Annotated in this window: 15 protein-coding genes; 8 read left to right on the top strand and 7 right to left on the bottom strand. The window is 58.7% G+C overall.

Annotated features, from left to right (window positions below; genetic code table 11):
• Positions 1-46: 46 nt before the first annotated feature.
• Positions 47-1,060 (top strand): OmpA family protein, encoded by a 1,014-nt coding sequence (locus tag CPter91_RS11770; protein WP_061940402.1) that lies wholly within the window; start codon positions 47-49, stop codon positions 1,058-1,060.
• Between the two features lie 424 nt (positions 1,061-1,484).
• Positions 1,485-1,958 carry a DUF4019 domain-containing protein gene (locus CPter91_RS11775; protein ID WP_167595158.1) on the top strand — a complete coding sequence of 158 codons (474 nt, stop codon included), beginning with the start codon at positions 1,485-1,487 and terminating at the stop codon, positions 1,956-1,958.
• A 48-nt stretch (positions 1,959-2,006) separates the two neighbouring features.
• Here CPter91_RS11775 and CPter91_RS11780 read toward each other — a convergent pair whose 3' ends face one another.
• Both CPter91_RS11780 and zwf read right to left on the bottom strand, forming a co-directional pair.
• The gene (locus tag CPter91_RS11780) at positions 2,007-2,678 is read right to left on the bottom strand and encodes an HAD family hydrolase (protein ID WP_061940406.1); all 672 of its coding nucleotides are present in this window, start codon (positions 2,676-2,678) and stop codon (positions 2,007-2,009) included.
• Positions 2,662-4,062: a glucose-6-phosphate dehydrogenase gene (zwf, locus tag CPter91_RS11785; RefSeq protein WP_061940408.1), complete on the bottom strand. Its 1,401-nt coding sequence runs from the start codon at positions 4,060-4,062 to the stop codon at positions 2,662-2,664. Before zwf ends, CPter91_RS11780 begins: the two co-directional genes overlap by 17 nt.
• Before the next feature lie 224 nt (positions 4,063-4,286).
• Between zwf and CPter91_RS11790 the strand changes: the two genes are divergently transcribed.
• A complete protein-coding gene (locus CPter91_RS11790; RefSeq protein WP_061940411.1) occupies positions 4,287-4,841 on the top strand; it encodes a DUF1003 domain-containing protein in 555 nt (184 codons plus the stop codon).
• 623 nt (positions 4,842-5,464) lie between these two features.
• On the opposite strand, the gene CPter91_RS11795 is transcribed toward CPter91_RS11790, so the two are convergent.
• The 3 genes from CPter91_RS11795 to CPter91_RS26915 form a co-directional block, all read right to left on the bottom strand.
• On the bottom strand, positions 5,465-6,631 hold the full coding sequence (locus CPter91_RS11795; RefSeq protein WP_061940413.1) for a tetratricopeptide repeat protein: 1,167 nt from the start codon (positions 6,629-6,631) through the stop codon (positions 5,465-5,467).
• 86 nt (positions 6,632-6,717) lie between these two features.
• Positions 6,718-7,158 carry a CBS domain-containing protein gene (locus CPter91_RS11800; protein ID WP_061946142.1) on the bottom strand — a complete coding sequence of 147 codons (441 nt, stop codon included), beginning with the start codon at positions 7,156-7,158 and terminating at the stop codon, positions 6,718-6,720.
• A 52-nt stretch (positions 7,159-7,210) separates the two neighbouring features.
• On the bottom strand, positions 7,211-7,630 hold the full coding sequence (locus tag CPter91_RS26915; RefSeq protein ID WP_061940415.1) for a hypothetical protein: 420 nt from the start codon (positions 7,628-7,630) through the stop codon (positions 7,211-7,213).
• Between CPter91_RS26915 and CPter91_RS11810 the strand changes: the two genes are divergently transcribed.
• Genes CPter91_RS11810 through CPter91_RS25665 form a run of 3 tightly spaced genes read left to right on the top strand, consistent with a single transcriptional unit; the run spans position 7,629 to position 9,416 of the window.
• Positions 7,629-8,612, top strand: a complete 984-nt coding sequence (locus CPter91_RS11810; RefSeq protein ID WP_061940417.1) for a sensor histidine kinase — start codon at positions 7,629-7,631, stop codon at positions 8,610-8,612. The genes CPter91_RS26915 and CPter91_RS11810 overlap by 2 nt on opposite strands.
• Positions 8,613-8,629: 17 nt before the next feature.
• Positions 8,630-8,995, top strand: coding sequence for a response regulator (locus tag CPter91_RS11815; RefSeq protein ID WP_061940419.1), 366 nt, complete (start codon positions 8,630-8,632; stop codon positions 8,993-8,995).
• A 43-nt stretch (positions 8,996-9,038) separates the two neighbouring features.
• Positions 9,039-9,416 (top strand): Hpt domain-containing protein, encoded by a 378-nt coding sequence (locus CPter91_RS25665; protein ID WP_167595159.1) that lies wholly within the window; start codon positions 9,039-9,041, stop codon positions 9,414-9,416.
• 21 nt (positions 9,417-9,437) lie between these two features.
• On the opposite strand, the gene CPter91_RS11825 is transcribed toward CPter91_RS25665, so the two are convergent.
• Together CPter91_RS11825 and CPter91_RS11830 are read right to left on the bottom strand one after the other, a co-directional pair.
• Positions 9,438-10,058, bottom strand: coding sequence for a phosphatase PAP2 family protein (locus CPter91_RS11825; RefSeq protein ID WP_061940423.1), 621 nt, complete (start codon positions 10,056-10,058; stop codon positions 9,438-9,440).
• A 107-nt stretch (positions 10,059-10,165) separates the two neighbouring features.
• Positions 10,166-10,786, bottom strand: coding sequence for a response regulator (locus CPter91_RS11830; RefSeq protein WP_061940425.1), 621 nt, complete (start codon positions 10,784-10,786; stop codon positions 10,166-10,168).
• Between the two features lie 469 nt (positions 10,787-11,255).
• Between CPter91_RS11830 and CPter91_RS11835 the strand changes: the two genes are divergently transcribed.
• Together CPter91_RS11835 and CPter91_RS11840 are read left to right on the top strand one after the other, a co-directional pair.
• Entirely contained in the window at positions 11,256-12,332 is a 1,077-nt protein-coding gene (locus tag CPter91_RS11835; protein WP_082792791.1) for a polysaccharide biosynthesis/export family protein, read from the top strand.
• Positions 12,329-12,811, top strand: a complete 483-nt coding sequence (locus tag CPter91_RS11840) for a low molecular weight protein-tyrosine-phosphatase (RefSeq protein ID WP_061940429.1) — start codon at positions 12,329-12,331, stop codon at positions 12,809-12,811. The genes CPter91_RS11835 and CPter91_RS11840 overlap by 4 nt, the downstream gene beginning before the upstream one ends.
• The last annotated feature ends 15 nt before the right edge of the window (positions 12,812-12,826 follow it).

Below are 12,826 nucleotides of genomic sequence, written 5' to 3' on the forward strand. Positions count from 1 at the left end.
ACCTGAAACTGCGCTCACACCTGTGCTTGATACAGAAAGGAACACTATGAAGTCGTCGTTCATTCCCTACCGTTCTGCTGCAACCGCCATGATCGCGCTGGTGCTGGCCGCGTGCGCCCAGACGGCGCCGAACCCACCCGCGCCAGGCACACTGGCGGCCCAGCAGGACCGTATCAGCGACGGCGTCATCGATCGCGATTACGGCGTGTATCGCGAGACGCAGCAACGCATCAAGGCGCTCAATGACGGCGGCCGCAGGGTAGCCGATTATCAGTTGTCCAAGGCGCAGTGCTGGCTGGATGTCTCCTTCCACGAATACAGCCGCAACGACCGTGGCGGCTTTCCGCAAGCAGCACTGAGCGAAAGCCAGCGCATCATCGGCGCCCTGGAAGCTGGCCAGGACGCCGGCTGGGCGACGCCGCTGGTCAACCATGCAGAAAAGCTGCGGCCCGACCTGTGGGCCAGGTACGACGCATTGAAGCAGTCGGCTGGATTCTCCTGTGCGGCCCAGCAGACCGCTTGCGGCGAAGTCGAACTGGTCCACGCCGGCAATGAAATCCATGACGCCGGCTGGCGCCATGCCAAGCCTTATATCCAGATCGCAGAAGACCTGGCCGGCGGCGCCGAGAAATCGGCGGCGGGTTGCGGTACACTGCCCAAGCCGATAGTGGCAGTGCCGCTCGAAAAAATCACCCTGTCGGCGGATGCCTTGTTCCAATTCGATAAATCCGACAGCAAGGATCTGTTGCCCAAAGGCCGCGCCGAGCTGGACGACCTGGCGCAGAAACTGGCGACGCGCAAGGTCACCGTCACCGCCATCAGGGTCACCGGCTATACTGACCGCCTCGGCAGCGCTGCCTATAATCAGCGCCTAAGCCTGGCGCGCGCCAATACCGTGAAGCGGTACCTGCAGGACCATGGGGTGACGGCGCCGATCGGCGTAGACGGACGTGGCCTGCAAGACCAGCTGGTGGCGTGCACCGGAGTCAAGCCGCGGCCGGCGCTGTTGGCATGCTTGCAGCCAAATCGCAGGGTGGAAGTGACGATCAGCGCTGAATAATCGCTAGCGGCGATTCAGGGCTGCGGTTTTTCAGGCAAGGCGATGGCAGGCATCACAAAATGGCCCGGTTGGGGCTAATGTCGTTCAGTTAAGGATACTGGGAATAGCGCTTGTCGCGTCATTCCCGCGAACGCGGGAATCCATTTTTAATCACCATGCTCTGCAACATGGATCCCCGCGTTCGCGGGGATGACGGAATGACCGCATTGGTCCACCTAAAGAATGCCGTTCGGAGCTTAAGTGAACGGCATTACCCGGTTGGGGCCGTTTTTTCGTCCGCAGCTAAATTCTTCAATATGACCTCGCTGCGCTTACCCTGTCGATGGCAGTCGCTACCAGGATTGAATAAAAAATAATTTCGTTTATGATAAGGACGCATACCGGCTTCCGGATCTTCGTGTTGTTTTTTTATTGGGAAGAAAAAATGAGTGCATTGCTTTCGTTAAGAAATTTTTCCGGCGCCGCCGGCTTCGCCTTGGCTAGCCTGCTGGCTGCCCATCCTGCGCTGGCCCAGTCGGGCGCATCGATCGACAGCGCCGTCGCCACCGCGACGCAATGGGTTGCACTGGCCGACGGCAACCAGGCCGATCGCATGTGGTCCCAGAGCGGCCCGGCCATGCAGAAGAGCATGAGCCAGGAAGACTGGGTCAAGTATCTGGCGGCGGTCAAGACTGAAGTGGGGCCGCTGAGCAGCCGCAGCTGGGAGCAGATCGTCCGTGTCAGCAATCCTGTCGACCTGCCGCCTGGCGAGTACTTGAATATCGCTTTTGCTTCACGCTTCGCCAAGGCGCCGACGGTGGAAAAGGTGTCGCTGGTGCAGGCCGGCGACAAGTGGATACCGGTTGGCTACGTGATCACCAAATTCGTGCCGGCACCGGCGCCAGCTGCGCCAAAATAGGCTGCCGAGCCAGGACTTCTGGCTCAGGCGCGAGGCTTGTTCCGGAACCTACGTCAGCAGCGTGGAAAAGTCTTGCTTGAGCAGGTCGCCAAAATTTTCTACGGCGACATCGGCTGCCGGATAGGCGGCAAGATTCTTCGGGTCCAGCGCATAATGCCCCTGGCGCGGGAACACCGTGGTCAACTGCGCTCCCCAGGCCTTTTTCATGGCGCTCAGGATGCTGAGCTTGTCGTCCACCATCACGTAGTGGCGGGCCGGATACCGGCGCGTGACATCGTCCAGCATCTGCTCCTTGTGGACATAGATCAGCACTCGGCCCTCGACCATCTGCCACAGCCCTGAGCGCTGGATCTTGTGCGGCTGGAAGACGGCGTCGCCGTCGGACAGGATGACAGTGCGGCCCCATTGCCTGAGATGGGCGACGGCCTCCAACACGCCGGGATAGATCAGGCCGGCAAACGGATAATCGATCAGGAAAGCCGACATTAGCAGCGTCCTGGTATCGCGCATGTCGGCCAGCCGGAAACGCTGCATGGCGCCGAGATAATCGACATAGCCGAGTTCTGTGCGCAATTGCTCGAGGATGGCCTGGTAGCTGTCGCGCCTGGCGGCGCCGAATTCTTGCGCCAGATGCTGCATCAGGTCGGCGATCAGGCGATCGTTGTCGAGCAAGGTATTGTCGACATCCAGCAGAAACACTACGTCATCCATTGCCGCCATGGCTGTCCTTGGTCAGTTGCGGGTTGTGCCAGCCGCCGTCCGCGGCCATCAGCCTGTCGGCGGCGGCCGGTCCCCAGCTGTGCGCTTCATATATCTCCAGCGGCACGCAGTTGCCGAGCACCGGCATCACGGTACGCCAGGCAGCCTCGATGCTGTCATAGCGGGCGAACAGCGCAGCATCGCCCTGGATGGCGTCGCCAAACAGACGCTCATAGGGTGACATCTCGTCGCCGGGATGGCGCTGGGCCAACAGTTCCACGGGTTCGCCAACCATCGCTTCGCCAGCCAGCTTGACACGGGCACCCATCGATATTAGAGCATCGGGGCCGATGCGGAAACGGAAGTAATTTTCTTGGCCGGCGCCGGTTGTATCGAAGACTGCCTGCCGCGGTTTTTTCAAGGTTACCATGATCTCGCTCGCCGTCAGCGGCATTTGCTTGCCGGCACGGATGTAAAACGGTACGCCGGCCCAGCGTGCGTTATCGATATTCAAGCGCAGGGCGGCGAAGGTTTCGACGCTGGATTCGGCGGCGACGCCTGGCTCTTCCCGGTAGCCGCGAAACTGGCCGCGCACGATCTGCGCCGGATTGAGCGGCTGCATGGCCTGGAATGCGCGCAATTTTGCATCGCGAATGGCGTCGTCATGATCGCTGGCGAGCGGCTCCATGGCCAGTAACGCGGCTACTTGCAGCAGATGGTTCTGGATAACGTCGCGCATCGCACCGACGCTTTCGTAAAAGCTGCCGCGTCCCTGCACGCCGAACGATTCGGCCATGGTGATTTGTACATGTGCGATGTGGCTGCGGTTCCAGAGCGGTTCGAGAAAGCTGTTGGCAAAACGGAAGTAGAGCAGGTTTTGCACCGGTTCCTTGGCCAGGTAGTGGTCGATGCGGTAGATGTCTGCGGCAGGGAAGACCTGCAGCAGTACCTGATTCAGCGCTTGCGCCGAGGCGAGGTCGCGTCCGAACGGCTTCTCGACGATCACCCGGCTGTTTTTTGCGCAGCCCGAGTGCGCCAGTCCTTTGATCACGTTTTCAAACATCTCTGGCGGAATGGCGAGATAGTGCAGAGGATGGGCGGCATCGCCGAGCAAGGTTTTCAGCTGCTGGTAGGTGGCGTCGTCCTGATAGTCGCCGCTGAGATATTGCAGGTGCGCCGACAGCTGGCTGAAGGCGCTGGCATCAAGCTGGCTGTGCTGTTCAATGCTGTCGCGCGCGCGGGCGATGAACTGCTCCTTGCTCAAGGCCGACCTGCCGATGCCAATGATGGGAAGATCCAGATGGCCGCGCTTGATCATGGCTTGCAGTGCGGGGAAAATCTGCTTGAAAGCGAGGTCGCCGGTGGCGCCGAAAAAAACCAATGCGTCAGACACGGGTTGGGTCATGTTTACCTTCCGGTTTGGGAGCAATGCGGTCAGGAGCAGCCGACGCTGCTTGCAGGGAGTTTCCGCTGAAACGCAGCGACGGTCTGTGCGCCAGGCCACATAGATATCCGGCTGCTTTGGCATAGCATATGATTTGTCCGAAAAATTGCAAGGAGCTGGTCGGGCGAGTAGGGGATAGCTAAGCAGCAGAACGTAGCGCGCGCCGCGCAACAAAGGAGTTCGCCATGGATAAGCAAGACCGCGACCCGGCTGAGCCGGTTGCACAGATTGGTCAGAACATCGAAAGCATTCTGGCGCTCTACCAGCAGGAAGAGCAAAAGCTCAGCGGCTCGCAACGCCTGCTTGAATACGTCAGCAATTTTGTCGGGCGGCCTTATTTCCTCAGTGTGATATTGCTGTTTGCGTCGCTGTGGATACTGCTCAGCCTGGTGGGGCGGGCGGCAGGCTGGCATCATTTCGACCCGCCGCCGTTCTTTTGGCTGCAAGGCATCGTCAGCCTGTGCGCCTTGCTGATTACGACAGTGGTCTTGATCAAACAGAATCGTCTCGCCAGGTTTGAAGAGCAGCGTCAGCACCTGGAATTGCAGGTGAATTTGTTGACCGAGCAAAAGACCACCAAGCTGATCAATCTAATCGAGGAATTGCGGCGCGATCTGCCGATGGTAAAAGACCGCCACGATCCGGAGGCGGAAGCGATGCAACAGCCCACCGATCCGCATCAGGTACTGACGGCGCTCGACCAGCGGCGCGACGTTCACGCCGGCCGCGAGCGAAAATAACCGCCAAGCGCAATCATCGGCTGCGCTGCAATCTATCGCTTGACAGGCTTCAGGCTGCTCCGCGATAGGAGCTGAGCTCCGGGTAAGCCGTTGCGGCCCCTGCAACTGGATAGATGGTTTTTGCCTTTGCGTGTCGGCGACTTTTTCGACGCCGTCGGCGGAGATGGCCTCGAGGAAAGACAAGACGTTGCGATAGTAATCCACCCGCATTTCTGCTTCGAGCAACTGTCGTTCCGCTTGGTATAAGGCCAGGCGCGTGTCGCGCAGTTCGTTTTCAGCCAGCTTTTCCGGCGTCAGGATATATTTCGTCGCCAATCTGTTAAGCCATCCCATGTCGGCACCTCTTTCGTATGGAGACGATTTGATCTTAAATCGTTCTGTACAATTAAAGCGAATATTTGACATCATTTAACTATATTGTTGCGCGATTTCCACGCGTATATTTACGTGGAACAACAATGCATCATCAGCGAAGAAACTCTTCGCAAAAAGGCAAGCGGCCTAGCGCACATAAGCATGCGATTGGTACGCAGCGGCATGGATTTTTTGCTGCGGATTTGCGGCGCCGTTATCAGTGTAATCTTTAATTACCAATGTTGCCGGCGTTGCTGGCCTGGCGCCGCTCAGTGCACCAGCAGCGGCGCGTGGTAAGACTTGAGGCGGTCGAGCTTGGCGGCATACAGGTCATGGTCGCTGCGGGTGGTGCTGCTTTCCATCGCAATGCTCAGGTGCTGCACGGCTTGATCGATTTCTCCCAGGCGCAGGCAGGCGATGCCAAGCCAATATTGGAATTCGTGATAATAGGGATCGCGCGCGATTTCCTTGGTGAACTGCAGCTTGGCGGTCTTGTAGTCGCCCGCCCGCATTGCCGCCATCCCCAGGTTGAATGCCTGGAACGGCGCCACCGGCTGCAGTTGCACCAGCCTGGCGCCGAGCGCCCGTGCGCGTGCGATCTGGCCGAGGTCGTTGAGGACGTCGATCAGATTGAACATGACTACGGTGTTGTCCGGCTCGCTATCGAGCACTTGCGTGAACGCGCGCTCGGCCAGCTGCGGATTGCCGTGGCGCCGATAGATCACGCCCAACGTATTGTAGGAAGCCAGGAACCGAGGATCCTGGCGGATTGCCTCGCGCGCCCACCAGTAAGCATCGTCCTGCTGGTGCTGGGCCAGTGCTTCCGCGGCGCGGTTGTTCATGTACATGGCGACGATGGTTTTCTCGCTGATGTCCTGGCGATTCTGGCCGCTGATTTCCTCCGGCGGCAGGAAATCGATCGTCAGCAGGCTGGCCTGATCGAAGCGGGTGCGGATAGCGCCCAATTTCTTGCCCAATGTAATGTTGACGTGGCCGCTGGCAAAGTAAATGTCGTCGTTGCGGGTCCAGGATTGATCGATCAAGACCGCCTGGTACTCGATCGGCAGCCCCAGCTCCTTGGCAAAAGCAGCTGTCATGATCACCAGCGACAGGCAGTTGCCGGAACGCATGGCAAAGGTTTGCGCGGCATTGCGGGTGTGCTCGGCGTTATAGTCGAGCTTCAGCAGGGTCTTGTTGTACAGGGCATCGAACAAGCCTTGCTGCACGCCTTTGGCGTGCAACTGATAGGAGATTTCGCCGCTGCTCAGGTATTGCTGCATGGCCGGGCTGAGCGCAAAGACATCGTCGACGCTGATGCGCTCCGAGGCGGGCGCGAACAGCTGATCGCTGAACAGGTTATCCGCCCGCGGCGCCGGCGGCGCGGAGGCGCATGCGGCGAGCAGGATGCAGAAAGGCAGAACTACCCAATTTTTCATCTGAGGCCACCATGTCGAAAAATGCCGTTTCGGGTCGACGTACCGCCGTGTGTTGCTAGTGTTCTTCCAATATATACCTGATTGCCTTACGCCGGGTGGCCCATGATGTAGTGCTCGAGCTGCTGGATGATGAACTGCTGCTCGGAAATAATATCCTTCACCAGGTCGCCGATGGAAATGATGCCGATCAGCTTGCCGTTATCCAGTATCGGCAGATGGCGCAGGCGGTTCTCGGTCATCAGCGCCATGCACTGCTCATTGCTGTCCTCTGGACGCACGTACATGACGGAAGAAGTCATGATGTCGCGTACCGAGGTATCTGTCGACGAGCGGCCCTTGAGTATCATTTTCCGGGCATAGTCGCGCTCGGTGACGATGCCGACGATGACCTCTCCTTCGGTCACCAGCAACGCGCCGATGCTGTGTTCGGACATCATTTTTATGGCGTCGAATACCTTGGCGCCCGGAGATATGGTGTAGACAGCCTGATTCTGCTTGGTCTTGAGAATTTGTGCGACGGTTTTCATCTGCGGTTCCTTCAGACTAGCTTGCGGTTGCATCGATATTTCCGGCCCAGCTTTACTGAGAAAGTAGCGCGTTCGTATCCAAATTGCAAGTGCCATCGCCGGCGGCGCGGATGATGGCTGCATCATCGTTGAATCCTCGCTGAATCGCGGCAAGCTTGCGGCCGGATCGTGGCTGGCTTGCGACTGACAAATCTAACAGTACAAAAATACAGGTGACTGCACTAATATTGCATTGCGGAAATTTAATTTTCTCAAGCATAGCATTTAATGACGGATCCGGAACGCGATCCGCCGCCAGGCGGCGACCTTCGAGGGCAAAAGATGCCAGCGCGGTGACGCCATCATCTGGAAGCGCAAGCCTCCCTTTTTGAAAATGAATGTCAGTGGCCGTTTTTAGGTTTGCAGCTGTATTGAAAAAAATAGCCGGATCATCTGTCGCAATTGTTGCGCCGCGCAAGTCGGGCGTGCGCATGGCGATCTTGCTTTTTGCCGGCGCGCTGATCGCCTGCATCTGGGTGGTGACTCTCTATAACGAGACCGAGCGCGAGCTAGAGAGCCAGGCTTTTATCCTGGACGCACAAGCCGATCCCACCAACGCAGAACAGATGGCCATGCTTGATGCGCCGCTGGGAGCGAGTCATGTGCAGCTGCATAGGCGGCGCGACTTTGCGCTGGCGATGTTTGCGACAGTCATCGTGCTGATGCTCACCATGCTTATTCTGTTCCTGGCCAACGGTTTGGTAAGGACGCGGCGCGCAGCGGCATTTTCGAATCAGGCCAAATCGCAGTTTCTGGCCAATGTGTCGCATGAACTGAGAACTCCCTTGAACGGCATCCTGGGCTACGCCGAACTGTTGCGGGAGGACCTGGCCGGCACTGATGCCTGGCAGTTCGCCCAGGCCATCCATGACAGCGGCACGCATCTGCTGTTGCTGGTCAATTCGGTGCTGGACCTGGAGCGTATTGCTGCCGGAAAGATGGAAGTGTTTCTGGCCACCGAAAATCTGCGCGGCCTGATGCAGCAGATTGTCGCGGGACATGCCTCTACGGCGATGCGCAAGGGAATCGGCCTGCGCTTGGCCTTGAGTCCCGGCTTGCCGATCGAAATCGCCTGCGACCGCAGCAAGATTGTCAGGGTGTTGAATAATCTGATCCACAACGCAGTGAAATACACCAACCAAGGTGCGGTAACAGTACGGGTGATCCACGGCGGGGGTAACTTGATATTCAAGGTGATCGATACCGGCGAAGGGATTCCCGCCAGCTTTCAGCACGCGATTTTTGAAAAATTCACGCAGGTGGACGGCTCAGACTTGCGCGCGCAGGCGGGCAGCGGCATGGGGCTGGCCTTGGCCAAGGAGCTGGTGAAATGCATGGGGGGCGCGATAGGCGTGCAGTCGCGGCTTGAGCGCGGCTCGATATTCACGTTTACGCTGCCGCTTTCCACGGTCTGAGCAGATACGAAGGTGCAATGAAGCAGATACTGGTAGTGGATGACAATCCTTTGAACAGCAACCTGGCCAAGGTCATCCTGGTCCGGGCCGGGTATTCGGTGCAGGTTCTTACTTGCGCTTCCGACGCCTTGCACTATCTGAACAAGAATCCGGTCGACGTGATACTGACCGACATCGGCATGCGCGATATCAACGGCAAAGAGTTCTGCCATATCGTCAAGAGCCGACTGAACACGGTCGCACCGCGCGTGGTGGCGTATACCGCGTATGCGATGGAGGGGGAACTTGCCTCGTTCAGGGCCGCCGGCTTCGACGCCATCGTGGTCAAGCCGGCCTCGCGCCGGCAGATCCTGGCTGCGGTGGATCCCGATGGGGTGTATTGACGGCGCCCGCCCATACTATTTGACAAGGCCAAGCGATTCACTCATGCCATTGCGAACCAGCGATCATTTCAGTCCTCAGACTTTGTTGGGGCATGCCTACCAGGACCCGGACGTTTGCGCCGAGTTGTGTGCACTGTTTCTGCTGGTCGCGGGCGAACAGCTTGGCAGGCTGGGGAGCGCTGTGGCAGCCGGGAATGTACTGGCGACCAGCCATGAATGCCATGCCTTGAAAGGCTCTTTGCTGATAGCGGGAGCAGATGCAGCGGTGCGCATGCTGGAGCAGATCGAGCTTGAGTTCAACCGCAAAAAGCTGCCTTGCCCACGCCATGAATTCCAGGCGCTGCAAGCTGAGATGGAAGCCACGATGCAGGACGTAGGGCGCTTTCTTGCAGACAGCAAAGAGCCGGCGGCTCAGACTTGAAAGCGGTTCCGGCGCCGCTTGTCAGTTGACCGGCAAAGCGCTTTCCATGCTTTGGCGGCGATGTTCTGCGACCGCGGCAGGGTGGCCGGAAAGCCAGAGCGCCGTGCTTGCTATCAGATCCTCGGTCGGCACCGGTTTGGAGAAGGAAGCTGTCAACAGCAGTACAAAGCTGCAGGCAAGCAGGGTACGGCTCAAGCCCGGCTGCGAGGTATTTTCCGCCTGCCAGATAAAGCACAGGCAGGCCGCCAGACCCAGCAGGGAGCCGCTCAGCGCTTCCGAGACTGAGTGGAAATGCAGTTGCACACGCGACAGGCTGATCAGCGCCGCCACGCCCACTCCCGCTATGACGGCCGGCCAGCGCAGTGCAAATGCCTGCTGGCGGACGATGACATAGAAGAGCGTAGGAATGATGGCGGCGGAGCGCATGGCATGGCCGCTGAAGCCGGTGAAATCGATCTCTTCTATGCCGATGCCCCAGCCGACAAAGGCGATCTTCGATGCCGCGACCAGCAACAGGGTACCGGCAAACAGCAGGCACCAATACAGGAACAGGCGGCGCGCGCCTCCGGCCATCAGCCAGACAGCAATCGCAACGGCGGCGGGAAGCATGACGTTGCTGCTACCGATTTTACTGATTTGCATCCATGAAAGCATAAGATCCGGTATGAAAAATGTGGCGGCAAACAAAGGCCTCCGGTGCTCAGGGCCGGCCACCATGCGCCGTACCCGCCGCCTCACGCAGTATCGGTTCAGGCGCCAGTGCTCAAGCGAGCCTGGCGCGCCTTGCGTGCGGCGCAGCCGCGCAGGAAGCCGCGCAACTCTTCGAACACGATCGGTTTCTGGAAATACAGCACCTCGTCCGGCAAGCCGCCGCGGGCTTCCAGGGCGTCTTTGCCGAGGGTGGTCAGGATGGCGATGTCGATATGCCTGAGCTCTGGCTTGGCGAGCACCGTCTTGACGATTTCGTAGCCGTCGATGCCATCCATCACGATATCGAGCAGCAGGATGTCGTACTTGCGCTGGGCGATTTCCAGCAACGCCTGGTAGCCGTTTTCGCAAAAGCTGATCTCCAGCGGGATATCCCAGGACGAAATCTGCTTCTCGTACACCTTGCGCTGCAGCGCATTGTCTTCGACGATGAGGGCGCTCAATGTCGATGACAAGGAGCCTTTCTCTTCCAGCAAATCGCTGCGCTCCGCCTTCAGCGCATCGACTGCCTCGCGCGGAATGCGCCGGTGTCCGCCCTGGGTTTTCCAGGCAACCAGGATTCCACGCTCTACCAGCTGCTGGACCGAGGTGACGGAAATTCCCAGCAAGCGGGCGGCTTCTTGCGTAGTGACATCGCTTTGATTGAGTTTCACTGCTGGCATCGGTAATTGATTTAGTTAAGTATTTTAACAAACTATGAAATGCAGGCCACTTATTGCGGCCAGCAGCTTTGTCGGCGCTTGCAGCAAAGATTGTTGCGGCGCCGGCACCTGATCAGATACCTCCCGCGAGCAGATAGTAAGTCTTCCACAGCCGCGGCAACAACTTTTTCGATGTCTTCCAAGTGCGGCAGATAGCTTTGCCGGCGGGATTCCTGCGCTCATTTTATAGGCGCTTTGGTGCGGTGCAATCAAAAATCGCTATTAAAATCAATTTTAATTTGTTATATTTGTTAGTGTAATGAATTTACTGTTTTTGTTAATTTCTTAATTGCGCCTGAACTGCCAGCCGGTTTGACCAGCGGTGCCGGCAATCCAAAGTGCCTGCTTTTACGTGTGAGCTAAATTGAAAAAAACGATCGCGCTGTTAATCCTGTCTTTGGCGCTAGGCGGTTGCGCGCTGGCGCCAGGGATGAGATTCGATTCGCGGGGAACGGTCGATGCCACCGACCCCGAATCCAGGCCGGTGGTCAAGCCGATCACGCTGAAGCTGGTGCAGCAGGAACGCGCTGAACGCCTGCAACAGGCTCAGGCCAGTCTGTCGTATTACCAGGAACTGCTGGAAAAGCCGGAACCCTACCGTATCGGGGTGGCGGACGTCTTGTCGATCATTGTTTGGGATCACCCGGAACTGGTGGTGCCCAACCTGACCTACACCATCGGCGCCAGCGGTGCTGAAATATCCAATGTCGGCCTGGCCGCGCAGACGCTGCCGGGATACGCCGTCGGCAATGACGGCAATGTGCAGTTTCCCTATGTCGGCAGATTCAAGGCGGGCGGCCTGACTGAGCTTGAGGCGCAGCAGCAGTTGGTGGCCATGCTGAAAAAGTATATCCGCGATCCGCAGATTACCCTGCGCGTGATCGGCTATCGCAGCCGCAAGGTTTACGTGGACGGCGAGGTGCGCAGCGCCGGCGTCAAGCCGATGACCGATGTGCCGATGTCGCTGGCAGAGGCGCTGAACCAGGCTGGAGGCATCAGCCCGTCCGGTGATCCCAGCCGCATTACCTTGACGCGCGGCGCCAGGAGCTACCGGATCAGCATTCCCGAACTGACGGAACACGGCATCAGTCCGTCCCGGGTCATCCTGCAGAGCGAAGACTTGCTGCGGGTGACACCGCTGGCCGACAATCAGATCGTGGTGGCTGGCGAAGTGCGCGATCCGCGCGGCGTGCCCCTGCGCAGCAATGGCCGGCTGACCTTGAGCGACGCGCTGAGCCAGGTCGGCGGCGTGCTGGCGGAAACCAGCGATCCGAGCGCGATCTACGTGGTGCGCGCAGCGCCTGACGGCACCATGCCGGAAATCTTCCATCTAGACAGCAAATCCCCCGTCGGCCTGGCACTGGCGGAAAATTTCGAGCTGAAAGCCAAGGATGTGGTGTATGTCGATGCGCCGGGACTGGTGCGCTTCAGCCGCATCATGGCGCTCTTCATAGGCAGTTCGACCAATGCGGTCAACTACCGCAATGCCGTGGACAAGAACAATTGATCAACTCCATCCTGATCGTTTGCATAGGCAATATTTGCCGCTGCCCGATGGCGCTGGCGATGTTTGCCCGCAAATTGCCTGGCGTGCAGCTGAGCTCGGCCGGCATCGATGCTGTCGTCGGCGCGCCTGCCGATCCTTTTGCGATAGAGCTGATGCGCCGCCGCGGCATCGATATCGAAGCGCATCGCGGGCAGCAATTGCGCGCCTGGCATTGCGAATCGGCGGAGCTGATCCTGGTCATGGATCTGCCGCAGAAGCAGTTTATCGAAAAGCATTACCCGACCACCCGCGGCAAGTTATTCCGCCTCGGCGAATACGGCCGTTTCGACATTTTCGATCCCCATCAAAAGGATCTCGGCGAATTTGAACGCTGCCTGGCGCTGATCGATCGCGGTGTCGACGAATGGGCGGCACGCATCGTCGCGAGCCGCTCGCCGCGACGGCCGGCAACGCACGGTCCGGTCCAGATAACTCAATGAAGACGCTTAGCTGAC

Source organism: Collimonas pratensis (genome assembly GCF_001584185.1).
In the GTDB taxonomy this organism is placed as follows: Bacteria; Pseudomonadota; Gammaproteobacteria; order Burkholderiales; family Burkholderiaceae_D; genus Collimonas; species Collimonas pratensis.

Excerpts from the sequence above, each read along its gene's own strand:
- CPter91_RS11815 (WP_061940419.1), top strand. The coding sequence starts at position 8,630 with ATGAAGCAGATACTGGTAGTGGATGACAATCCTTTGAACAGCAACCTG.
- CPter91_RS11830 (WP_061940425.1), bottom strand. The coding sequence starts at position 10,786 with ATGCCAGCAGTGAAACTCAATCAAAGCGATGTCACTACGCAAGAAGCC.
- CPter91_RS11825 (WP_061940423.1), bottom strand. The coding sequence starts at position 10,058 with ATGCAAATCAGTAAAATCGGTAGCAGCAACGTCATGCTTCCCGCCGCC.
- CPter91_RS11795 (WP_061940413.1), bottom strand. The coding sequence starts at position 6,631 with ATGAAAAATTGGGTAGTTCTGCCTTTCTGCATCCTGCTCGCCGCATGC.
- CPter91_RS26915 (WP_061940415.1), bottom strand. The coding sequence starts at position 7,630 with ATGCGCACGCCCGACTTGCGCGGCGCAACAATTGCGACAGATGATCCG.
- CPter91_RS11800 (WP_061946142.1), bottom strand. The coding sequence starts at position 7,158 with ATGAAAACCGTCGCACAAATTCTCAAGACCAAGCAGAATCAGGCTGTC.
- CPter91_RS11775 (WP_167595158.1), top strand. The coding sequence starts at position 1,485 with ATGAGTGCATTGCTTTCGTTAAGAAATTTTTCCGGCGCCGCCGGCTTC.
- zwf (WP_061940408.1), bottom strand. The coding sequence starts at position 4,062 with ATGACCCAACCCGTGTCTGACGCATTGGTTTTTTTCGGCGCCACCGGC.
- CPter91_RS11835 (WP_082792791.1), top strand. The coding sequence starts at position 11,256 with ATGAGATTCGATTCGCGGGGAACGGTCGATGCCACCGACCCCGAATCC.
- CPter91_RS11780 (WP_061940406.1), bottom strand. The coding sequence starts at position 2,678 with ATGGCGGCAATGGATGACGTAGTGTTTCTGCTGGATGTCGACAATACC.
- CPter91_RS11790 (WP_061940411.1), top strand. The coding sequence starts at position 4,287 with ATGGATAAGCAAGACCGCGACCCGGCTGAGCCGGTTGCACAGATTGGT.
- CPter91_RS11770 (WP_061940402.1), top strand. The coding sequence starts at position 47 with ATGAAGTCGTCGTTCATTCCCTACCGTTCTGCTGCAACCGCCATGATC.
- CPter91_RS11810 (WP_061940417.1), top strand. The coding sequence starts at position 7,629 with ATGGCGATCTTGCTTTTTGCCGGCGCGCTGATCGCCTGCATCTGGGTG.
- CPter91_RS25665 (WP_167595159.1), top strand. The coding sequence starts at position 9,039 with ATGCCATTGCGAACCAGCGATCATTTCAGTCCTCAGACTTTGTTGGGG.